Consider the following 21,049-nt stretch of genomic DNA (forward strand, 5'->3'; position numbering starts at 1 on the left):
CCGGCTCGGCTGGTCCCGGCTCGGCCGACGGCACCGGCCCGGCTGATTCCGGCGCTCGGTCGCGGCGATCTCCGTCGCCCGCTCCCGCCGTCGCGGCCGTGCGGCTCGCCGTACGCCGGTTGCTGACCCGTCTGCCCGGCGGCGGCCCGGTGCTGGTGGCCTGCTCCGGCGGGGCCGACTCGCTCGCGCTCGCTGCCGCCACCGCGTTCGTGGCCCCCCGGCTCGGGCGCCCGGCTGGCCTGGTGACAGTCGACCATGGCCTGCAACCCGGGTCCGCCGAACGGGCCGAGGCGGTCGCCGGCTGGGCCCGCGCCGCCGGGCTCGACCCGGTCGAGGCGCTCACGGTACGGGTGGACGGCCGGCCCGGCGGCCCCGAGGCAGCCGCCCGGGAGGCCCGGTACGAGGCGCTGGTCACCGCCGCCCGCCGGTACGACGCGGCCGGGGTGCTGCTCGGGCACACCCGCGACGACCAGGCCGAGACCGTCCTGCTGGCACTGGCCCGGGGCGCCGGACCGCGCGGGCTGTCCGGGATGCCGGAACGGCGCGATCTCGACGGGGTGCCCCTGTTGCGCCCGTTGCTCGACGTCCCGCGTGCCGACACGCGGGCCGCCTGCGCCGCGCTCGGACTCGACCCGTGGGCGGACCCGCACAACGCCGATCCCGCGTACGCCCGGGCCCGGGTCCGGGCCGAGGCACTGCCCGCCCTCGTCGACGCGCTGGGCCCGGGGGTGGTGGCGAACCTGGCCCGTACCGCCGGGCTGCTCGCGGCCGACAACGCCGCGCTCGACGCGCTCGCCGCCGCCGCGCTGGCCGACGTCCGGACCGAGGGGAGCGGCCTGTCCGTCGCCGGGCTCGCCGGGCTGCCGGCCGCCGTCCGCACCCGGGCGCTGCACGCCTGGGCCCGTGAGCTGGGCGCGACACCGGCCGCCCTGTCCCACAGTCACGTGGCGGCGCTGGACGCCCTGGTCACGGCCTGGCACGGACAGGGCCCGGTGCACCTGCCCGGCGGCCTCCAGATCCGCCGCCGGGCAGACCACCTCCAACCCTGACCCGCTGTACCCGGCGCTGCGCCCGCCCTCACCCCTGCCTGCCCGCCGCCGTTCCGACCCTCCCCACCCCCCGGCCCCGCTGATCAAGGAGTTTGGGTCACGTTCCGGCCCTCCCCACCCCTCAAACTCCTTGATCACCGCTCCAGGCGTGCCGGCCGGGGCGTTGATCATGAGGTTGGCGGGGAGAAAATGGGCGGAAAGCGCGGTCAACCTCATGATCGACGAAGTGAGCGCGCCGGGGAGGGGGTGCACGAGACGGGGGTGGGTCAGGTGGATTGGCGGTCTCGGAAGGTGGTGCGGTAGGCCAGCGGGGTGGTGCCCACCCGGCGGGTGAAGTGGTGCCGCAGGGCCGCCGCGTCGCCGAATCCGGCCTGCTCGGCGACGCCCTCCACGCTCAGCGCGGTGTCCTCCAGCAGGTGCCGGGCCAGCAGCACCCGCTGGTTGGTCAGCCAGTCGTGCGGGGTGGTGCCGGTCTCGGCGCGGAAACGGCGGGCGAACGTACGCGGGGCCATCCCGGCGCGCGCCGCCAGCTCGTCCACTGTCACCTGCCGCCGTAGGTGTCCCATCAGCCACTCCAGCACCGGTTCCAGGGTGGGCGCCTCCGGCGCCTTGGGGATCGGTGTCTCGACGTACTGCGACTGGCCGCCGTCGCGGTGCGGTGGCACCACCATCCGGCGGGCCAACCGGGTCGCCACCGCCGAGCCGTGTTCCTGGCGTACGAGATGCAGGCAGGCGTCGATGCCGGCGGCGGTGCCGGCGCTGGTGAGCAGCCGGTCGTCCTGTACGTAGAGCGAGTCGCACTGGACCCGGGCGGCCGGGAAGCGCCGCTGGAGTTCGTCGGTGTACCGCCAGTGGGTGGTGCAGTCGCGCCCGTCGAGCACGCCCGCCTCGCCGAGGACGAACGCGCCGGCGCAGACGCTGAGCAGCCAGGCGCCCCGGTCGGCGGCGCGGCGCAGCGCGGCGAGCACCGGTTCGGGCACGGGGGTGCCGTCGGCGTGCGCGGGCACCGCCACCAGGTCGGCGTCCTCGACCGGGCCCAGGTCGGCGGTGGGGGTGAGCAGGAAGCCGGAGCGGCTGCGTACCGCGCTGCCGTCGGCGGTGCAGACGTCGAACCGGTAGCCGGGGAAGCCGTCGGCGGTGCGGTCGGTGCCGAAGACCTCCGCGAGCACGCCGAGTTCGAACGCGGCGACCTGGTCCAGGGCGATGACGGCGACCGTGCGGAGCATGTGACGAGGGTAACCTGCCGGATGGCAGGAAATCGATGCCCACTGGCTTTTCTGCCACTGTCGGCCTCGGTCGGTGGTCCGCAGAATCAATGGTGTCCGGTGCGCACCGGCGGCGAAAACAGTCTCAACCATGTGAAAGGGAGCGCCGCCATGACCGTTCTCCTGCTTCTGCTCTTCCTGCTCCTCCTCGTCGGCGCCAGCGCCTTCGGGTTCACCGCCGACACCCGCGACTCGGCCGACTGGAAGCCGAGCGACGACGGGCAGCGCTGGCGCTCCCGTACCTGCTGAGGTGATTTGGTCAGTTCGCGCCGAAAATCCCCGGCGGGACCGCGCCAAAAGGGGCGGCCCCGCCGACGGCGGCGCGGGCGCGTACGGCAGGCTAGGAGCATGGCTGACGGCTCCTGGTACGACGCCGACATCGACCACGTGATCATTTCGGAGGCGCAGATCCGCGACAAGACCGCGGAGCTGGCCAAGCAGGTCTCGGCGGACTACGCCCACGTCGAGGACGGCCTGCTGCTCGTGTGTGTGCTCAAGGGAGCGGTCATGTTCATGGCCGACTTCGCCCGCGCGCTGGGCCGCCAGGGCCCGCCCGCCGAGCTGGAGTTCATGGCCGTCTCCTCCTACGGCCAGGGCACCACCTCGTCCGGCGTGGTCCGCATCCTCAAGGACCTCGACCGCGACATCGCCGGCCGGCACGTGGTGGTCGTCGAGGACATCGTCGACTCCGGCCTGACACTGTCCTGGCTGCTGCGCTACCTGGAGTCGCGCTCCGCGGCGAGCGTCGAGGTGGTCGCGCTGTTCCGCAAGCCGGACGCGGTCAAGGTCCAGGTCCCGGTCAAATACGTCGGGTTCGACATCCCGACCGAGTTCGTCGTGGGCTACGGGCTCGACTTCGGCGAGCGGTACCGCGAGGTGCCCTACGTCGGGGTGCTCAAGCCCGAGGTGTACGCCCGGGCCTGACCCTGCCGAGCCCTTCGTCAGCTGACATTCAGCGGGCTCTCAGTCTTCCGGTCTACGGTAGGGGCCGGTGACGTGGAGGCACCCTCCACGCCCGGCCCCTCGAACCGCGTGACCGTGCGGTGTGGGCGGGCCGGGTGGGAGCTCCCCGCCACGCCGGCTCAAACCCAGGTTCGCCCTACGCGTAAGCGCCGGGCTCGCAAGCTCGCTCAACGTGCGCGCCGAGGTTCCGAATGTGCGCGACTGCGGGGCTCGCAAGCTCACTCCTCGCGCGCACGGTGTACCGTCGAATGACCGTGGTGCGGCAGTTTGCGTGCCCCGGGGGTCGGGCCGGCCCGCACGGCGGCCCCGGCCGCCGCTCAAGGCGGCGACACCATTCAGACGGTCAGGACGTCGATCAGGAGGATGCGGGCGCCTCGGCACCCGACTACAGCATGGAACGTACGCGTTTCTTCCGCCGACCGGTGGTCTGGATCATCCTGGTCATCCTCGGCGCCGTCGTGCTCAGTCAACTGTTCACCGCTGGTCCCAGCTACCACCGGGTGGATACTTCCGTCGCGCTCGACCAGCTCAACAAGGGCGGCATCGAGAAGGTCGTCTTCCAGGACAAGGAGCAGACGCTCCAGCTCGACCTGAAGGACAAGGCCAAGTTCGGCGACGACACCACCACCGACAAGATCGAGGCGCAGTTCCCGTACGAGGTCGGCGGCCAGGTCTGGAACCAGGTCCGCGAGGCCGAGGCGGCGGACCGGATCACCGGCCCGGTCGACACCAAGGTGTCGTCGGACAGCATCTGGGTCAGCCTGCTGGTCAACCTGCTTCCCATCGCGCTTCTCGTGCTCCTGCTGCTGTTCTTCATGTCGCAGATGCAGGGTGGCGGCTCGCGGGTGCTCAACTTCGGCAAGTCCAAGGCGAAGATGATCACCAAGGACACGCCGAAGACCACCTTCGCGGACGTGGCCGGGGCCGAGGAGGCCGTCGAGGAACTGCACGAGATCAAGGACTTCCTGCAGAACCCGGCGAAATACCAGGCCCTGGGCGCCAAGATCCCGAAGGGCGTGCTGCTGTTCGGCCCGCCCGGAACCGGTAAGACGCTGCTCGCCCGCGCGGTGGCCGGCGAGGCCGGGGTGCCCTTCTACTCCATCTCCGGCTCCGACTTCGTCGAGATGTTCGTCGGTGTCGGCGCCAGCCGGGTCCGCGACCTGTTCGAGCAGGCCAAGTCGAACGCCCCGGCGATCGTCTTCGTCGACGAGATCGACGCGGTCGGCCGGCACCGTGGCGCCGGCATGGGCGGCGGTCACGACGAGCGGGAGCAGACGCTCAACCAGCTCCTGGTCGAGATGGACGGCTTCGACACCAAGGGCGGCGTCATCCTGATCGCCGCCACCAACCGGCCGGACATCCTCGACCCGGCGTTGCTGCGCCCGGGCCGGTTCGACAGGCAGATCCCGGTCGACGCCCCCGACATGGAGGGCCGCAAGGCCATCCTGCGGGTGCACGCCAAGGGCAAGCCGTTCACGCCCGACGTCGACCTCGACGCGGTCGCCCGGCGTACCCCGGGCTTCAGCGGCGCCGACCTGGCCAACGTGATCAACGAGGCCGCGCTGCTCACCGCTCGTAAGGAGCAGCGGGCGATCACGAACGACTCCCTGGAGGAGTCGATCGACCGGGTGATCGCCGGCCCGCAGCGCCGGACCCGGGTGATGAGCGACCAGGAGAAGAAGATCACCGCGTACCACGAGGGTGGGCACGCGCTTGTCGCCTGGGCGCTGCCGCACGCCGCGCCGGTGCACAAGGTGACCATCCTGTCCCGGGGTCGCTCGCTGGGTCACACGCTTGTCCTCCCGACGGAGGACAAGTACACCCAGACCCGGGCCGAGATGATCGACACCCTGGCGTACGCGCTGGGCGGTCGGGCGGCCGAGGAGCTGGTCTTCCACGAGCCGACCACCGGCGCCGGCAACGACATCGAGAAGGCCACCCAGCTGGCCCGCGCGATGATCACGCAGTACGGCATGAGCTCCAAGCTCGGTGCGATCAAGTACGGCACCAGCGGCGACGAGCCGTTCCTCGGCCGCAACATGGGCCACGAGCGGGACTACTCCGACGCGGTGGCCGCCGAGATCGACGGGGAGATGCGTGCCCTGATCGAGCTGGCCCACGACGAGGCCTGGGAGATCCTGGTGGAATACCGGGACGTCCTGGACAACATGGTCCTGGAGCTGATGGAGAAGGAGACGCTCTCCACCGCCGACATGGCCCGGATCTGCGCGCGCGTGGTCAAGCGCCCGCCGATGGCGCCGTACCACGGCTTCGGCAAGCGTCAGCCCTCCACCGAGCCGCCGGTGCTCACGCCGGCCGAGAAGGAGGCGCTGGCCGCTCAGGCCCGCGCCGACGGTGCCGCCTCGATCGGTGGTTCCAGCAACAACTCGGACGGTATGCACTGAACAGCGATCCGACGACGGCCGGCTCCCCGCACAGGGAGTCGGCCGTCTCCGCGACCGAGCCCGACGGCGACGACGCGCTCGACTACGTGGCCGCGCGGCTGATCAGCGGCAAGCTCACCGGTGGCCCGGTGGAGGAGAGCGTCGACCTCGCCCGGATCGAGAAGGCGGTCCGCGAGATCCTCATCGCGGTCGGCGAGGACCCGGACCGCGACGGTCTCCAGCAGACACCGGCCCGGGTGGCCCGTGCGTACGCCGAACTCTTCGCCGGCCTGCGGGTCGACCCGGCGCAGGTGCTCCGCACCACCTTCGAGGCCAACCACGAGGAGCTGGTGCTCGTCCGGGACATCGACGTGATGAGCCTCTGCGAGCACCACCTGCTGCCGTTCCGGGGCAGCGCGCACATCGGCTACATCCCCGGCCCGGACGGCCGGATCACCGGCCTGTCCAAGCTGGCCCGGCTGGTCGAGGTGTTCGCCCGCCGGCCCCAGGTGCAGGAGCGGCTCACCTCGCAGATCGCCGACCTGCTGATGTCCAGCCTCGCCCCGCGCGGCGTGATCGTCGTGCTGGAGTGCGAGCACATGTGCATGGCGATGCGCGGCATCCAGAAGTCGGGCGCGAAGACCATCACGTCCGCGGTGCGCGGCGGCCTGCAGAACGACGCCAAGTCGCGGGCCGAGGCGATGGCACTGATCATGGCCCGCTGACCCCGACCGCCACCGACGGCCGCGTACTCCCGCCGGGAGCGCGGCCGTCGTCAGTCCGGCAGCATGGCGAGCAGCAGCCCGGCGGCGGTGAGCACCGCCGGCACCAGGCAGACCAGGGCACCGAAGCGCGGCGTCCGGTCCACCCGGTCGGTGGGACGCGGACGGAAGACACGCCCCACCGCGAGCCAGCCCAGCATGAACGCGACAGCCGGCAGCGGCAGTCCGACCAGCAGCGCCAGCACCGTCACCGGGCCCGGACCGGCGACCGCGTACAGCACGAGCTGGAGCAGCGGCACCACGAGCGCCAGCGGCCCGTACACCAGAAGGTTGCGCGGACGGGCGGGCCACCGCGCCAGCCGGGGCAGGCCACGCGCGCTCAGCGTGTCGTCCGCCGCATCCGCCCAGTCTCCGGCCGCGCGCAGCGCCGCCAGCACCGCCGACGGCCCACCCGCCATCGACCGGGCCGCCTCGGTCACCTCCGGCGGCGTCGGGACCAGCGACAACGCCGGTACGCCCAGCTCACGCAGCCGGGACTGCTGCGGCGCCAGCCGTTCCCGTACCACGGTCAGCTCCTCGCGGGCCGCGGCCACCGACCGTGCCTGCTCCCCGGCGGCGGTGGCCGCCGCCCGGCGTACGCCGTCGAGCGCCCGCGCGGCGGCGACATACTCCGCCCAGGCCGACTCGGCGGGATCCGCCACCGTGGCCGGCCCACCCGAGCGGGGCCCCGGTACGGTCGTGCCGGTCTCACTCATGCCGTGCCCTCCCCGGTGCGGTCCGTCGCCCGCCGGTCCGGCTCGACCCGCGCGGTCGCCGCCGCCCCGGTCGTGCCGAACGGCACGAAAACCGTGCCCTGCTCGTCCGGGCCGTCCCAGAGCACCGCGCGGCCCGGCCGGGGCCGCCACCACACCGGGCGGTCGAAGAGCTGCTCCAGCCGGCCGCCCGGCACGTCCGTGACCGCCACGGCGGTGAGCTTGTCCACCTCGCCCTCCGGGCCGAGCAGCCCGGCCAGCGGAGCCGGCGTCCGCCACCAGCCGAGCAGGTGCCGGCCGGCCGGCGGGCCCTCCACCAGCAGCGACCGAAGCAGGTCGGGCGGCAGCTCGGAGGCGTCCGGCACGTCCAGCCCGAACACCACCAGGTAACCCGGCTCGTCCGACGCCATGGCGTCCCTCAGCCCGGCCGCGTCGACGGTCTCCACCCGGTGCCGCCCGGCCAGCTCGGCGGCGAGCGCCCCGGCCGGCTCGGCCGACCCGTTCGCCAGCGGCGCCAGCACGAACCGGACCGCGCCCGGCTGTGCCGCCGCCGCACTGCGAACAGCCGTCACCAGCAGGCGCTCCGCCTCCTCGTCCCGCCCCAGGACGGCCAGGTTCCGTCCCGCGCCCGGCCCCAGCGGCACCGTCACCGTGGACCGGCGCACGTCCACCGCCCGGCCCAGCAACGCGGCGGGCCCGTGGGCGCGGCCGGCGAGCGCGGCCCGGTGCCGAGGATCGTTCGCCAGCAGCGGGCGGGCGTACCCGGCGAAGACCACCGGCGGCGTCGCCGCCTCGTCCCGTGCCTCCCAGAGCCGTCGCCGCAGGTCGGTGAGGACCTCGGGGTCCTCGTACGGATCCGGGAAGCGGATCATCCGCTCGTGCCCCCGGGTCGCGCCGCGCGGCCCGCCCAGGCCACCCGCCGTGTTCACCACCGCGCTGCCCACCGGCAGCCCGGCCGCCGAGTCGTTCGCCGGTTCCAGCACCGCCGAGCCGCCGGGCAGCGCCACCCGCACCGGGAACTGGCCGAGCAGCGGGTCACGCGGACCGCCGATACCCAGGTCACCCTCGCCGGCCAGCACCAGGTGGATCCCGTACGAGCGGCCGGCGCGGGCGAGAGCGTCCAACCGGGCCAGCAGGTCGGCGGCGAGGCGGTCCCGCTCGCGTAGCGCCATCGGGAAGTTGTCGACCACGCAGACGATCCGGGGCAGCGGCTGGTGCTGCCGCAGCTCGGTGTAGCGCTGCCCACCGGCCCGCCGGGACGCCTCCTCGCGGCGGCGCAGTTCCGCCGCCAGCTCGCCGAACAGGGCGGCCACGTACTCCCGGTCGGCAGCCATCCCGGCGGCGCGCACCTGCGGCACCCAGGAACGGTCCCGCTCGGTCTGGAGGAACTCCACGAAGGACTCGCCGTCGGCCAGGTCGGCCAGGTAGAGCGCCAGCTCGTCCGGGCCGTACCGGGCGGCGAGTCCGAACAACGCGTCGGTCAGGAACGCCGACCGGCCCGCCTGACCCCGGCCGCTGACCAGCCAGTGCGGGGTCAGCTCGGTGAAGCCCAGGCTGACCGGACGCCCGGCGGCGTCACCCACTGTGGTGCTCAGCCCGTCCGCCGAGCCGGCCGCCCAGAAACCGTCCGCCGGCAGCAGGTCACGCAGGGACAGACGCGAGCCGTCCTCGATCTGCCGGGCCAGCCGCGCACACACGTCGGCGACCAGCTCGGCGGGCGGGTCCTCGTCGAGGAACACGGGCGAGTTCAGCCCGCCCGGCGGCTCGGTGCCGGGACTGCTGAAGCCGGCACCGGGCGGGTCGCCGACAAGCGCGTACGCGGTGCGCACCGTCACCGGTGTGGCACGCGGCAGCGGGCTGCCGTCCGGCCAGCCGGCGAGCACCAGATGCAGCCCGGCGCGCGGCCCACCCTCGGCCAGTCCGGCGAGCCGGTCCAGGTCGGCTGTGGTCGTACCGCCTGGTAGCGCGGCGACCACGAGCAGCAGCGTCCGGTCGTGCCCGCGCTGCCGGGCGGTTCCGGCCGCCATCCACTGCTCGGCCTCGGCCAGCACCGCGCGCATTCCGGCGAGGTCGGTGGCGGGCGGAGGCAACAGCCCGGCGTCGGCCAGCGGCGCGTACCCGGCGAATGTCGCACCGGAGCAGCCGTCGACCGCGCGGACCAGCAGGACCGGAAGTCGGCCTGCCACTCCTTGGTGCTGCACAGCTCGGCGCGCGCCTGGGCGACCGGCGCGGCGGCGTACGCGGGTGTGGCACCCCCGATCACCGGCCAGGAGATCGTGGCCCCGGCGAGTACGCCGAGCGCGAGGAGGAGCGCCGTGATCCGTGCCCGGGCCCTCGCCATGTCACGCCTCCAGATCAGCCAGGACGGTCGGCAGTATCCCGGCGGCCTGGGCGACCGCGGCGGGGGTGGTGTCCAGGTGCTCCAGCAGCCCGTCGACGTACGACACGTCGACCCGGACCTTCTGCACGCGCCCGTCGACGTCGCGCATGACGAACTCGCGGAAGCCGAGCCGGTTGGCCGACCCGCTGTCGGCCTGGGAGAGGGAGGCGAGTGTCGCCTCGTACCCGTCGTCCACGGGCACCCGCAGCAGGCGTAGCGCCTCGGAGGCGATCTCGCTGTCCTCGGCGATCCGGCCGACGAAGACGGTGGAGACGAGGTTCTGCACGTCGAGGCCGAGGATGTCCTTCGGGTTCTGCGAGGCGACCAGCGCGGCCAGGTTCCACTTGCGGGAGTCGCGGGCGAGCCGGACCAGGAACGACCGGCCGGAGCGCCAGCCCTCCATGAAGTGCGCCTCGTCGAGGCCGACCAGCTTCCGCGAGGACATCGACCCGCCGTAGCAGCGGCGTACCGCGAGCCGGTGCGCGGTGTGCAGCATCGGCAACGCGAGGGCCTCCTCGGCCGACCAGTACTCCCGCTCGATCTTGAGGTCGGGGAGCCGCAGGCCGGCCATGGTGATGACGGTGAGCGCGGCGTCGGCACCGAGCAGCCCCTCCGGCGGCCGGCCGAAGAAGAGCATGGCCAGCGGCATCTCGGCGGTGTCGAGCAGCAGGTGGGCCAGCTCGCGACCGGCGTCGTCGTCGAGCCCTTGCAGGCAGGTGACCACGTCGTCGAGCGTGGAGGTCTCCTCGGCGGGCACCTGGCGTACGGCGTGCCGGAACAGCGTGGCGGTGGACGCCTCCCGGGCCACCTGCGGCGGCACCAGCATCATGCAGATGTCCTGCACCAGCATCCGGCGCTCGGCGCGGGCGTTCGACACGGCGATCTCGAACTCACGGTCGCCCGCCGGGCCGGCGCCGAACTCGCTGCGCAGCGGCGTCGGGATCAGCGCGTACGGCGCGAGCGTGCCCTGCTCCGAGCCGGTCAGGTTGAGCACCCGGGAGTACGGTGCCAGCTCGGGCATGGCGCACAGCCGGGCCAGCGGACCGGACGGGTCGAGCAGCGTCACCTGTACGCCACGGCGTGCGGCCAGGTAGCCGAGCGCGCCGAGCAGCGTCGACTTGCCACCGCCGGGTTCGGCGACGAAGACGGCGAGGCCGGAGCGCTCGCGTACCTCCATCGGGAAGTGCAGGTCGAGGAAGACGGGCCGGCGGCAGGTGCCGGCGGTGCGCCCGATCAGGTCGCCGCGCCGGTCGCCGACAGTGGACGCGGCCTGCGGCAGCGCGGCGGCCAGCAGGTTGACGGGCATCCGCCGGACGTAGCCGGTGTTGGCGATCGGTTCGCCGGGGATGAACTCGCGGGCCAGCCAGTCCTGGTTCTTCGGGTGCTGGAGCGAGATCCGCAGCTCGCGGGAGTAGAGCTGGATGAGCCGCCGGGCCCGCTCCAGGCACTCCTCCCGGGTCCGCCCGCCGACCGCGATGCGGTGCCAGCCGTGTGCCCGGGCCGAGTCGACGGGCAGGCCGGTGGTCATCTCGTCGCCGATCACCAGCGCGCGCTTGGCCAGCCGTTCCAGCTCCGGTGGCGCGTCGATGCCGTGCTCGGCGTAGTCGAGCTGCTGGGAGCGGATCATCCGGAGCCGGTGTTCGAGGTTCCGGAAGGAGTCGTTGGGACCGAGGATGTCGACCCGGGTGGACAACTCCATCGGCCACGGCAGCCGCTCGTGGAAGTGCAGCCAGGGCTCGTGCCGTTCGGGGATCTCCAGCGGCTCCATCCGGCCGACCGCGAGCACCGCGACGTGGCGCTCCTCGCCGGTCATCCGGTTGACCAGCTTCACCGTCGAGCCGTACGGGGTGCGGTAGCGCTCGACCTGCTCGGTGAGGGCCAGCAGATCGCCGCGTTCCCACCGGCCGTTCGTGATCGGGGAGAGGACGCCGGGCGGCGCCATGCACAGCGCCACCGACCGGTAGAGCAGCCATTCCAGCTCGGGCGCGGTGACCCGCCGCCCGCGCATGCCGAACGCGCCGAGGACCTCGTCGAACTGCTCGACGGTACGGCTCAGCCGGCGCCGCTCGCCGTCGGCGGTGCCCCGGCCGAACGTACGCAACAGTCGTTCGGTGAGCGAGTCGCCGAGTGACCGGCGGGCGAACGTGACACCGAGGTAGGTCTGGCCCTCGGCGTGGTTGACCGCCATCAGGTGCCGCTGGGCGGCGACCAGGTGATCGGCCCAGCCGGTGGTGCCGGGCACGTCGGGCAGCGGGGCGACGGTGTGCGCGTCGATGGTGCGGGCCCACTCGTCGGCCGGGAAGGGCCTTGTGGTCCGGCGCAGGTGCAGCCGGAAGCCGGCGAGGCCGGCGTACTGCTCGGAGATCGCCGAGAGCAGCGCCTCGCGTTCCGCGTCCGGCCGGAACGCCCACCGCACCTCGGGCAGCCAGTACCAGGCGGTGACCGTGTTCGGAGTGAAGGTGAGGTGACCGGCGATCTCGGTGATGGCCAGCTCGACCGACGGGTCCCGATCGCCGAACTTGATCTTCGGGGCGCGGACCCGGGCCGGTTTGGTCGGCCGGTTCCGGCGTTCCGGCGTGCGTTGCCGGGGCGGCGTCACCTCGCGGTGCTCCGGGCGGCCCACCTCACGCGAGGGCGCCGTGCCGGTCGCGAGCGGCTCGGCCGGGGCGAGGTCCGGTTCCCGGTGCTCGGCCGGGGCGGGCGCGGCGACGGTCACGGGCGGCGCGGGGATCTGCGGGGGCGGCGGTAGCGCCGGCTCCGGCTCGGCCGGAGGGCGGAGCACGGGCAGCCGGTCACCGGCCTGCTGCGGAACCCGGCTACGGGACGGCGGCGGCGGGGCGAGGACCGCTGGCGGGTCGGGCAGGGACGGCTCGACCGGCGGCGGCGCGGCGTGCGTGGGCGCGGGCCGGGGACGCCCGACGGCGCGTACCCCCGGGGCCTGCTCGCGGACCGGCGGTTCCGGTTCGGGCCGCGGGGCCGGCTCGATCGGGACGGCGGGCTGGTGCGGGATCGGCAGGGGCTCGCGGCCGACGCCGCGGCGGGGCGGCGCCACCACCGGCTCGACCGGCGAGGGTGGCGCGGACGCGGCGGGTCGCCGCCGGGGCTGCGCGCCGCCGAACAGGTCGAGGAAGGGCGAGTCGATGTCGCCGTCGGGGCGTACCGGTTCACGCGGTGTCATCGGCCGCGGCGGCTGGAAGACGCCGACGCGGCCGTGCCCGGGGCTGGTGACGAGCGCGCTGTCCAGGACCACCTCGTCCAGATCCTCGTCCGGTGGGTAGTCGAACGATCGCGCACGGTTACCGTTGGGCCCGGCCGGGCGCCCGGCCGGGGAACCCGGCGTGGAAGAGCGACTCATGCGACCGCCTCACCCGCATCGTTCGTCTGCACGGTTGTCGTACGCCCGGTCATGCCAGTTCCTCCCGGATCCTGATCCGGCTCGCCACGAGCCGCGGATCCCGCTGCTCGGTGGCCGGTTCCCGGGTGCGTCGCCAGTCGGTCAGCGCGGTCCGGATGACCATTCGCGCGGGTCGGTCCGGGTCGACGTACCGGAAGATGAACGAGGTCGTCACGATCGCCAGCGAGATCTCCCAGGCGGGGAACAGCTCGACCTGGAGCGTGAACAACCAGTGGATGAACATGTAGAGGGGTACGAGCAGCATGAACAGGCCGTACTGGGCGTACGGCAGATGGACGGGAAGGGTGTACCCGGGCGGCCCCAGGTAGACGAGGCGTGCCCGGTAGATGTCGTCGTCGGTGCGCAGCCGCATCGTCGCCCGCGCCCTACTCGAAGATCAGGTTGATCAGGTAGTCGCCGACGAAGAACAGTGTTGCCGCCCCGGCGATGAAGGCCAGGCCGATGATGGCGATGGCCGAGCTGGTCAGCACCTTCGAGATCTCACCCCGGCTGGCCCGGCCGATGAAGATCACGCCGAGGACCGCGAGCAGGATCGGCGCGATCTTGCTGGCGAAGAAGGTGACGACGTTGTCGGTGTCGATGCCCTTCGGGGCCGGCTCGGCGAGTGGAGTCGACGCCAGGGTGTGGAGCGCGTGGTCGACGGCACTGGATGCCGTTGCCATGAGCTCGATGGCGATCACTGGAAACCTCCCCAAGGTCGCGGCCGGCGGCGCCGCGTTGGTGCAAGTAGGCAAGCCTGGCGGGATGGTGCTCGTCAGAGACAGCGCCGTAAACGCTGCGTCCGTCACCCACCACGCAGAGTGGTGAGTTTTGGGGGGATTCTTCCCGCTTCGGCCCTCCCTCCAGGCTTCGCCATCTCGATGCTGGGCAATTCCAAAGCGTACGGCCCGGCCACCTTTGCGACAAGCCGTGAAGAGTCGACCCCCGAATGCCCGGATGACCGATCGTACACCTGTTCCAATGCGCACGTCAGGGGTGCCGCGTTCCGCGTTCGACCGGTGGCCGGAAGCCCTGGCGGCGAACGGTACTGTCGGGCCGTGACCGATCTGGTACGGGCGGAGAACCCGGTGGTGATGGGCGTCCTCAACGTCACGCCCGACTCCTTCTCCGACGGCGGCAGATACGCCGATCTGGACGCGGCCGTCGCACACGGGGTGCGACTGCGCTCCGACGGCGCGGACCTGATCGACGTGGGTGGCGAGTCCACCCGGCCGGGCGCCGACCGGGTCGACCCGGAGACGGAGACCGCCCGGGTGCTGCCTGTGGTCCGCGAGCTGAGCGCCGCCGGGATTCTGGTCAGCATCGACACCAGTCGCGCCCGGGTCGCCGAGGCCGTCCTCGCCGCCGGCGCGTACGCGGTGAACGACGTCTCCGGCGGCCTCGCCGATCCGGACATGGCCCGGGTGGTCTGCGACGCGGGCTGCCCCTGGGTGCTCATGCACTGGCGGGGGCACTCCCGGGGGATGCGTGAGCTGGCCACGTACACCGACGTGGTGGCCGACGTCCGGGACGAGCTGAGCCGGCGCGTCGACGCCGCGCTCGCCGCCGGGGTCGCCGCCGACCGGATCATCGTCGACCCGGGCCTGGGCTTCGCCAAGACCGCCGCGCACAACTGGGCGCTCAGCGCCCGCCTGCCGGAGCTGGTCGAGCTGGGCTTTCCGGTGCTGTTCGGGGCCAGCCGCAAGTCCTACCTGGGCCGGCTGCTCGCCGACCCGGCGGGCGAACCCCGGCCCACCGCCGGGCGGGAGGCCGCGACCGTCGCGACCAGCGTGCTCGCCGTCGCGGCCGGCGCCTGGGGGGTGCGCGTGCACGACGTCCGCGGCACCGCCGACGCGCTCGCCGTCTGGCGGGCCACCGGCAGCCCCCGGCTGGCCGCCGCGACCGGCGCACGGCCGGCGACCGCGTCGCGGACAGCAGCGACCACCGGCCTGAGCGGAGGCGACAGGTGACCGACCGGATCGAGCTGACCGGCCTGCGCGCGCACGGCCGCCACGGCGTCTACGACTTCGAGCGCGCGCAGGGCCAGGAGTTCGTGGTCGACGCGGTGCTCGAACTGGACCTCGGCCCGGCCGCCGGCTCGGACGAGGTGACCGACACCGTGCACTACGGCGAGCTGGCCGAACGTCTGGTCGCGGTCATCACCGGCGAGCCGGTGAACCTGATCGAGACACTCGCCGACCGGCTGCTCGCGGTCTGCCTGGCCGAGCCGCTGGTGGAGGCCGCGACGGTGACCGTGCACAAGCCCGAGGCCCCGATCCCGCACGCCTTCCGGGACGTCGCCGTCACGATGCGGCGTAACCGGTGACCCGGGCCGTGCTGTCGATCGGCAGCAACCTGGGCGACCGTCTCGGCCACCTGCGTGGCGCCGTGGCCGCGCTCGGCGACCGGGTGCTGCTGGTCTCCGGCGTCTACGAGACTCCACCGTGGGGGGACGCCGACCAGCCCGCGTACCTGAACGCGGTGGTGATGGTCGCGGACCCGGCGGCGGCGCCCGAGGACTGGCTGGCCCGCGCCCGGGCCGCGGAGGCGGCGGCCGGGCGCGACCGCGACCCGCGACGGCGGTACGGGCCGCGCACGCTGGACGTGGACGTGATCGCGGTCTGGGACGACGCCGGTGAGCCGGTGCTCCGCGACGACGCCGAGCTGACGGTGCCGCACCCCCGGGCCCACCTGCGCGCCTTCGTGCTGCGCCCGTGGATCGACATCGAGCCGCACGGCCGGCTACCCGGGCACGGCTGGCTGACCGACCTGCTCAACGCCGAGCCGCTGGCCGGGGACGCGCTGGAACTGAGCCCGCGACCGGATCTGACGCTAGAGTCGGAAACATGACCCGCTGGAGTGCGGCCCCGCCGTCGCGAGCCGAGGAGGCGCGGTGAGCACCGCGCGCTCCCCGCAGGGGCCCGACCGCTTCCGGATGGGCCCGACCCGGGCCTCCACGCTGGTGGTGGCCGGTCTGGCCGCCGCCGCGGTGGCCTGGCTGCTGATCAGCGGCTTCTACTACGACTTCGCGCCCGACCTGCCCTGGCTGCCGGTGATCACGCTGGCCGGGCTGGCCGTGCTGGAGGGCTACGCCGCGGTCAACACGCGCGGCCGGATCGAGCGGCGGCCCGGCCGGGAGCCGGTGAACCCGCTGCTGGTGGCCCGGTTCGTGGTGCTGGCCAAGGCGTCCGCGCTGGCCGGTGCCATCTTCGCCGGCTTCTACGCGGGGCTGACCGGCTGGCTGTTCGTCGAGCGCACGAACGCGGCGGTGGGCGACCGGCCCGCCGCGCTCGGCGGCCTGATCGCCGCGCTCGCGCTGGTCGCGGCCGCGCTCTGGCTGGAACGCTCCTGCCGGGTCCCGGAGCAGGAGGACGACGAGGACCGCGAGCCGGGCGACCGGGAGACGCCCCGCGGCCGTCTCTGAGGGTTCCCCCCACCCCGGCCCGGCGGTACCGTCCCTGGGCGACCGGAGAGCGACGGCCGCCACCGGTCCGCCCGCCCGTGGGCCGGACGCGGCCACCTGGGGAGGCGCGAGCCAATGGCGTACGACGATGCGGGCCGGACAGCGCCGCCGGAGACGTCGTCCGGGGTGCCCGCTGCCGTACTGGAGAACGTCTTCGACGACCCGGCACACGGCGAACCCGGCCGGGACCGGATCGCGGTGCACGTGCTCTGGGAGTTCGTGCTGCTGGCCGCGCTGGTCGCGATGGCCTGGCTGCTCTGGCGGGAGGACTCGGACGCGCTGCGCGGCGGCGCCCTGAAGACGCTGCTCGTCGACGTGGCCGCGCTCGGCCTGTTCACCCTCGCCGCCGGCCTGAGCCTGCGGGCCGGCGCGGTGAACCTGGCGATCGGCCCGGTCGCGCTGGCCTCCGCGCTGCACTTCGCCGAGCAGGGCGACCGGGGCGTACGGGAGGCGCTGCTGCCGGCGCTCGGGGTGGCGGCGGTGGCCGGGCTTGCACTCGCCCTGGCCGTCGTGGTGCTGCACGTGCCCGGCTGGGCGGCGAGCCTGGCCGGGGCGGCCGGCGTGATCGTCTACCTGGAACGGCGGACCGGCCCGGTCACCGTGCAGGGGGACTACGACCCCCGCCGCAGCGCGCTGTACCTCTTCGTCGGCTTCGCCGCGGTCGCCGTCCTCGGTGGCCTGTTCGCCGCGATGAAGCCGGTACGCCGGCTGATCGGCCGGTTCCGGCCGGTCGCCGACCCGGCCCGGCGGCGCGGCGCGGTGGCCGCCACGGTGACCGCGCTGGCGCTCGTCGGGTCCACCGTGCTGGCGATGCTCGCCGGCGTGCTGCTCGCGGCGAACGGGGACGGTCAGGTCGCGCCCGGCACCGGGCTGGACTGGACCGTGCTGGCGATCGGCACGGCGATGCTCGCCGGCACCAGCGCGTACGGACGCCGAGGCGGCATCTTCGGCACCCTGTTCGCGGTCTGCCTGGTGGTGGTGTTCCTGGCCTGGACCGTGCCGTACGGCTGGACGGTCAGCCGGTGGGCGCTGGGTGGTGCCGTGCTCGGCGTCGGCCTGCTCGTCACCCGGCTGGTCGAGACGTTCGGCCGGCCGCGCCCGGCGGCGCCGGTCGGACCCGGTCCGGTCCGCCCGGCCCGGGACGGCGCGTCGAGTGGCGGCTGGACGATGACCCCGGCGCCCCAGCCGGGCGACACCTGGCCGTCGGTGCTGCCGGTACGCGAGCACGAGACCCCGGTCGAGGCATGGGAGGCCCAGCGCTGGGACAGCGAACCCCGGCGCTGGGACGCCGACGATCGCTGACCCGGCGGTGGCCGTGCGTCCCGCGCGCCGGGACTGATCTCTCCGGTTAGGCTCGGCGGCATGACCGATACTCCTGCCCCCGGCGGCCGCACCTTCGACGAGCTCGACAAGCTCTCCACCGAGGAACTGCGCGAGCAGGCGTTCAACCTGGCGCGCGACCGCCGCGACGTGGGCTTCTTCTGGTCGGTCCTGCGGCACCTGCCCAACGCCGACGAGGCCGCCGCGCTGGACGGGGCGCCGAACTCGATCGGCCCGACCATCGACGAGGCGAACGCGCTCTGGCGTGAGCTGACCGGGCACGGCTACGACGAGTCCGCGCCGCTGCTGCGCGCCGCCTTCATCGACTACCTGATGAAGCACTGAGGTCGATGACGGCCCGCCGGCCGGCGGCAGCCGCCCGCCTACGCAGGTTTGCCCGGCGGGACCGGCCGGGAACTGACCGCCGCATGGCTCTGAGCAACCGCCCTCGTACCGTCTCCCAGTACGGCACGGCCGCCGGCACCGGGATGCTCGCCGCGTTCCTGCTCGTCGCCGTCGGCGGCAGCCCGATGTACGTGGACTGGGCGCAGCGCGGCACCGACCCGACCGGGGCCGGTGGCTGGTTCCTCCGGCTGCTCGCCTGGCCGTCCTGGCGGTGGCAGGCCGACGAGGGCGTGTTCGCCACCAATCTCCGGGCGATCCTGCTCCTCGTGCTGGCCGCGGCGCTGCTGTACCTCCTGCCCGGCCCGCAGGTCGACCGGGTGACGTCCTCGGGCAGCCAGTTCCTCTCCGGCTGGGGCGCGTACGCGCTCGCCGCCGGGCTCAGTGCCCTGCTCGCCACGCTCCTCGGCCCGCACGGCTCGCTGTACGCCGCGTTCCAGGCCGCCAGCACCGGTGTCACGTACGGCTTCTTCGCGGGCTGGATCGTCGGCCTGGCCAGCCTCGGCGGCCGGGCCTGAGGTCAGTCCACAGCGCCCAGCGTCAGCACCCGGGCGCGGGCGAGCAGCCCCACCGCCCGGCCCTCCTCGGTGACCACCGCGTGCTCGGCGCCGGAGGTGAGCAGCGCGCCGAGCGCGTCGTACGCCGAGTCGCCGAGCGCCACAGTGGGCAGGCCGGCGCCGCCGTCGGCCGGGAGCGGGTCGAGCACCGCGCGGGTCACCGGGGTGACAGCGAGCCGCCGGATGCCCCGGTCGGCGCCGACGAACTCGCGGACGAAGTCCGAGGCGGGCGCGCCGAGCAGCGCGGCGGGCGTGTCGTACTGCTCCAGCCGGCCGCCCTCGGAGAGCACCGCGATCCGGTCGCCCAGCCGGACCGCCTCGTCGAGGTCGTGGGTGACCAGCACGATCGTCTTGCGTACCTCGGCCTGCAACCGCAGGAACTCCTCCTGCAGGCGGGTCCGGACGATCGGGTCCACCGCCGAGAACGGCTCGTCCATCAGCAGCACCACCGGATCGGCGGCGAGCGCCCGGGCCACGCCGACGCGCTGCCGCTGCCCGCCGGACAGCTCGTGCGGGTACCGCCTGCTGAACTGAGCCGGGTCCAGACCGACGAGCTCCAGCAGCTCGCCGACCCGGGCCCGGATCCGCTGCTTCGGCCAGCCGAGCAGCCCCGGCACGGTCGCCACGTTCGCGGCGACGGTCTGGTGCGGGAAGAGGCCGACGTTCTGGATGACGTAGCCGATGCGGCGGCGTAGCGCCACCGGATCGACCCGGGTGACGTCGTCGTCGCCGAGCAGGATCCGCCCGCCGGTCGGCTCGATCAGCCGGTTGACCATCCGCAGCACAGTCGACTTGCCGCAGCCGGACGGGCCGATCAGCACCACCAGCTCGCCGGCGGCGACCTCCAGGCTCAGCTCGCGTACCGCCTCGGTGCCGTCCGGGTAGCGCTTGCGGATGCGCTCCAGCGTGATCGACGCCGCGCCGCCTCCGGCGGTGCTCCCCGGGGTACCGTCCACGTGTGTCCCTCCACCTGAGCTACCGGGCCGACCCGGGTAATCCGTGGTTCTCCTGGCAGTACGTGCGGGACAACTCTGACACGATCCTCGCCGCGCTGCGGGAGCACACCTGGCTGACCGGCCGGGCCGTGGTGATCGCCGCGCTGGTGGCGCTGCCGCTGGCGGTGCTCGCGTACTGGTTCCGGTCGCTGTCGGCACCCATCCTGGCGGTGACCGGGGTGCTCTACACCGTCCCGTCGCTGGCGTTGTTCGCGTTCCTGGCGCCGTACCTGGGCATCGGCGCGATCACCGTGCTCACCGTCGTGGCGCTGTACGCGTTGCTGGTCATCGTGCGCAACGCGCTGGCCGGGCTGAACCAGGTGCCGCCGGAGGTGCGCGAGGCCGCCGAGGGCATGGGGTACGGCAGGTGGGGGCGGCTGCTGCGGATCGAGCTGCCGCTGGCGCTGCCGGGCATCCTCACCGGCGTACGGCTGGCGACCGTGTCCACTGTCGCGCTCGTCACGGTCGGGGTGGTGGTCGGCCGGGGCGGCCTGGGCCAGCTCATCTTCGCGGGCTTCCAGAACAACTTCTACAAGGCCCAGATCATGACCGGCACGGTGCTGTGCGTGCTGCTGGCGCTGGTGCTCGACCTGGTGCTGGCGGGCGTGGGCCGCCTGCTCACCCCCTGGCTGCGCGGGAGGTCCGCCCGGTGAACCCCGTCGAGCAGGCAGTGGTCTGGCTGAACGACCCGCTGAACTGGACCAACCCCGGCGGCGTGCTGGACCGCCTCGGCGAGCACCTGAGCATGTCCGCGCTGGCGGTGCTGCTGGGCTGCCTGGTGGCCTGGCCGATCGGGCTCTGGCTCGGGCACAGCGGCCGGGGCGGCGGGCTGGTCCTGCTGGTCTCCAACGTCACGCTGGCGATCCCGACGCTGGCGCTGCTGACCATCCTCCCGCTGACGTTCCTCGGCTTCGGCCGGTCGGCAGTGGTCGTGGCGCTCGCGGTCTTCGCGGTTCCGCCGCTGCTGGCGAACGCGTACACCGGGGTGCGGCAGGCCGACCCGGAGGCCCGGGACGCGGCCCGGGGGATGGGCCTGTCCGGCGGCCAGGTGCTGCGCCGGGTGGAGCTGCCGCTCGCGGTGCCCTACCTGGCGGCCGGCTTCCGTACCGCGGCGGTGCAGGTGGTGGCCACCGCGGCGCTCGCCTCCTTCGTCAACGGCGGCGGGCTGGGCCAGATCATCCGGGCCGGTTTCGGGCTCGACATCGCCGCCGGCGGGGGGCAGATCATCGCGGGCGGGGTGCTGGTGGCCGGGTTGGCGCTGCTCGTGGAGGGGGTGCTCGCGCTGGTGGAGCGGGCGGTCACGCCGCGCCCGCTGCGCCGGGTACGCCGGCGGGCGAACCGCCGCGCGACGGCGGCGACGACCGGCGGTTGAGCCGTCGGTGACGATCAGGTGACGAAAACCG

At 73.8% G+C, this 21,049-nt stretch carries 21 protein-coding genes; 14 read left to right on the forward strand and 7 right to left on the reverse strand.

Annotated elements, in window-relative coordinates; translation table 11 throughout:
* Window positions 1–98 precede the first annotated feature (98 nt).
* Window positions 99–1,049 carry a tRNA lysidine(34) synthetase TilS gene (gene tilS, locus AB0B20_RS06800; RefSeq protein WP_357468799.1) on the forward strand — a complete coding sequence of 317 codons (951 nt, stop codon included), beginning with the start codon at window positions 99–101 and terminating at the stop codon, window positions 1,047–1,049.
* Window positions 1,050–1,315: 266 nt separating this feature from the next.
* On the opposite strand, the gene AB0B20_RS06805 is transcribed toward tilS, so the two are convergent.
* Window positions 1,316–2,275: a helix-turn-helix domain-containing protein gene (locus AB0B20_RS06805; protein WP_357468802.1), complete on the reverse strand. Its 960-nt coding sequence runs from the start codon at window positions 2,273–2,275 to the stop codon at window positions 1,316–1,318.
* A gap of 150 nt (window positions 2,276–2,425) precedes the next feature.
* Here AB0B20_RS06805 and AB0B20_RS06810 point away from each other — a divergent pair, with 150 nt between their 5' ends.
* From AB0B20_RS06810 to folE, 4 genes are all read left to right on the forward strand, one after another.
* Entirely contained in the window at window positions 2,426–2,563 is a 138-nt protein-coding gene (locus AB0B20_RS06810) for a hypothetical protein (RefSeq protein ID WP_018786602.1), read from the forward strand.
* Window positions 2,564–2,662: 99 nt separating this feature from the next.
* A complete protein-coding gene (gene hpt, locus AB0B20_RS06815; protein WP_013288988.1) occupies window positions 2,663–3,238 on the forward strand; it encodes a hypoxanthine phosphoribosyltransferase in 576 nt (191 codons plus the stop codon).
* Between the two features lie 431 nt (window positions 3,239–3,669).
* Window positions 3,670–5,682 (forward strand): ATP-dependent zinc metalloprotease FtsH, encoded by a 2,013-nt coding sequence (gene ftsH / locus AB0B20_RS06820; protein WP_357468805.1) that lies wholly within the window; start codon window positions 3,670–3,672, stop codon window positions 5,680–5,682.
* Between the two features lie 86 nt (window positions 5,683–5,768).
* Window positions 5,769–6,386: a GTP cyclohydrolase I FolE gene (gene folE / locus AB0B20_RS06825; protein WP_259275967.1), complete on the forward strand. Its 618-nt coding sequence runs from the start codon at window positions 5,769–5,771 to the stop codon at window positions 6,384–6,386.
* Between the two features lie 50 nt (window positions 6,387–6,436).
* On the opposite strand, the gene AB0B20_RS06830 is transcribed toward folE, so the two are convergent.
* From AB0B20_RS06830 to AB0B20_RS06850, 5 genes are all read right to left on the reverse strand, one after another.
* Window positions 6,437–7,138: a hypothetical protein gene (locus AB0B20_RS06830; protein ID WP_357385457.1), complete on the reverse strand. Its 702-nt coding sequence runs from the start codon at window positions 7,136–7,138 to the stop codon at window positions 6,437–6,439.
* The gene (locus tag AB0B20_RS06835; RefSeq protein WP_357468808.1) at window positions 7,135–9,321 is read right to left on the reverse strand and encodes an FtsK/SpoIIIE domain-containing protein; all 2,187 of its coding nucleotides are present in this window, start codon (window positions 9,319–9,321) and stop codon (window positions 7,135–7,137) included. Before AB0B20_RS06835 ends, AB0B20_RS06830 begins: the two co-directional genes overlap by 4 nt.
* 156 nt (window positions 9,322–9,477) lie before the next feature.
* Window positions 9,478–12,870, reverse strand: a complete 3,393-nt coding sequence (locus AB0B20_RS06840; protein WP_357468812.1) for an ATP-binding protein — start codon at window positions 12,868–12,870, stop codon at window positions 9,478–9,480.
* A gap of 49 nt (window positions 12,871–12,919) precedes the next feature.
* On the reverse strand, window positions 12,920–13,282 hold the full coding sequence (locus AB0B20_RS06845; RefSeq protein ID WP_013288977.1) for a hypothetical protein: 363 nt from the start codon (window positions 13,280–13,282) through the stop codon (window positions 12,920–12,922).
* 13 nt (window positions 13,283–13,295) lie between these two features.
* A complete protein-coding gene (locus AB0B20_RS06850; protein WP_013288976.1) occupies window positions 13,296–13,610 on the reverse strand; it encodes a hypothetical protein in 315 nt (104 codons plus the stop codon).
* Between the two features lie 357 nt (window positions 13,611–13,967).
* Between AB0B20_RS06850 and folP the strand changes: the two genes are divergently transcribed.
* The 7 genes from folP to AB0B20_RS06885 all read left to right on the forward strand — a co-directional run bounded on the left by folP (window position 13,968) and on the right by AB0B20_RS06885 (window position 18,612).
* The gene (gene folP, locus AB0B20_RS06855) at window positions 13,968–14,879 is read left to right on the forward strand and encodes a dihydropteroate synthase (protein WP_357468815.1); all 912 of its coding nucleotides are present in this window, start codon (window positions 13,968–13,970) and stop codon (window positions 14,877–14,879) included.
* Window positions 14,876–15,235 (forward strand): dihydroneopterin aldolase, encoded by a 360-nt coding sequence (gene folB, locus AB0B20_RS06860; protein WP_357468818.1) that lies wholly within the window; start codon window positions 14,876–14,878, stop codon window positions 15,233–15,235. Before folP ends, folB begins: the two co-directional genes overlap by 4 nt.
* A complete protein-coding gene (gene folK, locus AB0B20_RS06865; RefSeq protein ID WP_357385474.1) occupies window positions 15,232–15,759 on the forward strand; it encodes a 2-amino-4-hydroxy-6-hydroxymethyldihydropteridine diphosphokinase in 528 nt (175 codons plus the stop codon). Before folB ends, folK begins: the two co-directional genes overlap by 4 nt.
* A gap of 85 nt (window positions 15,760–15,844) precedes the next feature.
* The gene (locus AB0B20_RS06870; RefSeq protein WP_120574102.1) at window positions 15,845–16,333 is read left to right on the forward strand and encodes a DUF3180 domain-containing protein; all 489 of its coding nucleotides are present in this window, start codon (window positions 15,845–15,847) and stop codon (window positions 16,331–16,333) included.
* 114 nt (window positions 16,334–16,447) lie between these two features.
* Window positions 16,448–17,674, forward strand: coding sequence for an ABC transporter permease (locus AB0B20_RS06875; protein ID WP_357468821.1), 1,227 nt, complete (start codon window positions 16,448–16,450; stop codon window positions 17,672–17,674).
* A 60-nt stretch (window positions 17,675–17,734) separates the two neighbouring features.
* Window positions 17,735–18,037, forward strand: coding sequence for a hypothetical protein (locus tag AB0B20_RS06880; protein WP_135242344.1), 303 nt, complete (start codon window positions 17,735–17,737; stop codon window positions 18,035–18,037).
* An 83-nt stretch (window positions 18,038–18,120) separates the two neighbouring features.
* Entirely contained in the window at window positions 18,121–18,612 is a 492-nt protein-coding gene (locus AB0B20_RS06885; protein ID WP_357385478.1) for a hypothetical protein, read from the forward strand.
* A gap of 2 nt (window positions 18,613–18,614) precedes the next feature.
* On the opposite strand, the gene AB0B20_RS06890 is transcribed toward AB0B20_RS06885, so the two are convergent.
* A complete protein-coding gene (locus AB0B20_RS06890; protein WP_357468825.1) occupies window positions 18,615–19,607 on the reverse strand; it encodes an ATP-binding cassette domain-containing protein in 993 nt (330 codons plus the stop codon).
* Window positions 19,608–19,609: 2 nt separating this feature from the next.
* Here AB0B20_RS06890 and AB0B20_RS06895 point away from each other — a divergent pair, with 2 nt between their 5' ends.
* Together AB0B20_RS06895 and AB0B20_RS06900 are read left to right on the forward strand one after the other, a co-directional pair.
* The gene (locus AB0B20_RS06895; RefSeq protein WP_357385482.1) at window positions 19,610–20,299 is read left to right on the forward strand and encodes an ABC transporter permease; all 690 of its coding nucleotides are present in this window, start codon (window positions 19,610–19,612) and stop codon (window positions 20,297–20,299) included.
* Complete coding sequence (locus AB0B20_RS06900; protein WP_357468828.1) at window positions 20,296–21,018, forward strand: ABC transporter permease subunit; 723 nt, start codon at window positions 20,296–20,298, stop codon at window positions 21,016–21,018. Before AB0B20_RS06895 ends, AB0B20_RS06900 begins: the two co-directional genes overlap by 4 nt.
* Window positions 21,019–21,049 lie beyond the last annotated feature (31 nt).

The organism is Micromonospora sp. NPDC049151 (assembly GCF_040648395.1).
Taxonomy (GTDB): Bacteria; Actinomycetota; Actinomycetes; order Mycobacteriales; family Micromonosporaceae; genus Micromonospora.

Bases quoted from the DNA above. Each gene is read 5' to 3' on its own strand.
- AB0B20_RS06840 (WP_357468812.1), bottom strand. From the start codon at position 12,870: ATGAGTCGCTCTTCCACGCCGGGTTCCCCGGCCGGGCGCCCGGCCGGG.
- AB0B20_RS06830 (WP_357385457.1), bottom strand. From the start codon at position 7,138: ATGAGTGAGACCGGCACGACCGTACCGGGGCCCCGCTCGGGTGGGCCG.
- AB0B20_RS06805 (WP_357468802.1), bottom strand. From the start codon at position 2,275: ATGCTCCGCACGGTCGCCGTCATCGCCCTGGACCAGGTCGCCGCGTTC.
- AB0B20_RS06880 (WP_135242344.1), top strand. From the start codon at position 17,735: ATGACCGATACTCCTGCCCCCGGCGGCCGCACCTTCGACGAGCTCGAC.
- ftsH (WP_357468805.1), top strand. From the start codon at position 3,670: ATGGAACGTACGCGTTTCTTCCGCCGACCGGTGGTCTGGATCATCCTG.
- AB0B20_RS06870 (WP_120574102.1), top strand. From the start codon at position 15,845: ATGGGCCCGACCCGGGCCTCCACGCTGGTGGTGGCCGGTCTGGCCGCC.
- hpt (WP_013288988.1), top strand. From the start codon at position 2,663: ATGGCTGACGGCTCCTGGTACGACGCCGACATCGACCACGTGATCATT.
- AB0B20_RS06875 (WP_357468821.1), top strand. From the start codon at position 16,448: ATGGCGTACGACGATGCGGGCCGGACAGCGCCGCCGGAGACGTCGTCC.
- AB0B20_RS06885 (WP_357385478.1), top strand. From the start codon at position 18,121: ATGGCTCTGAGCAACCGCCCTCGTACCGTCTCCCAGTACGGCACGGCC.
- AB0B20_RS06810 (WP_018786602.1), top strand. From the start codon at position 2,426: ATGACCGTTCTCCTGCTTCTGCTCTTCCTGCTCCTCCTCGTCGGCGCC.
- AB0B20_RS06845 (WP_013288977.1), bottom strand. From the start codon at position 13,282: ATGCGGCTGCGCACCGACGACGACATCTACCGGGCACGCCTCGTCTAC.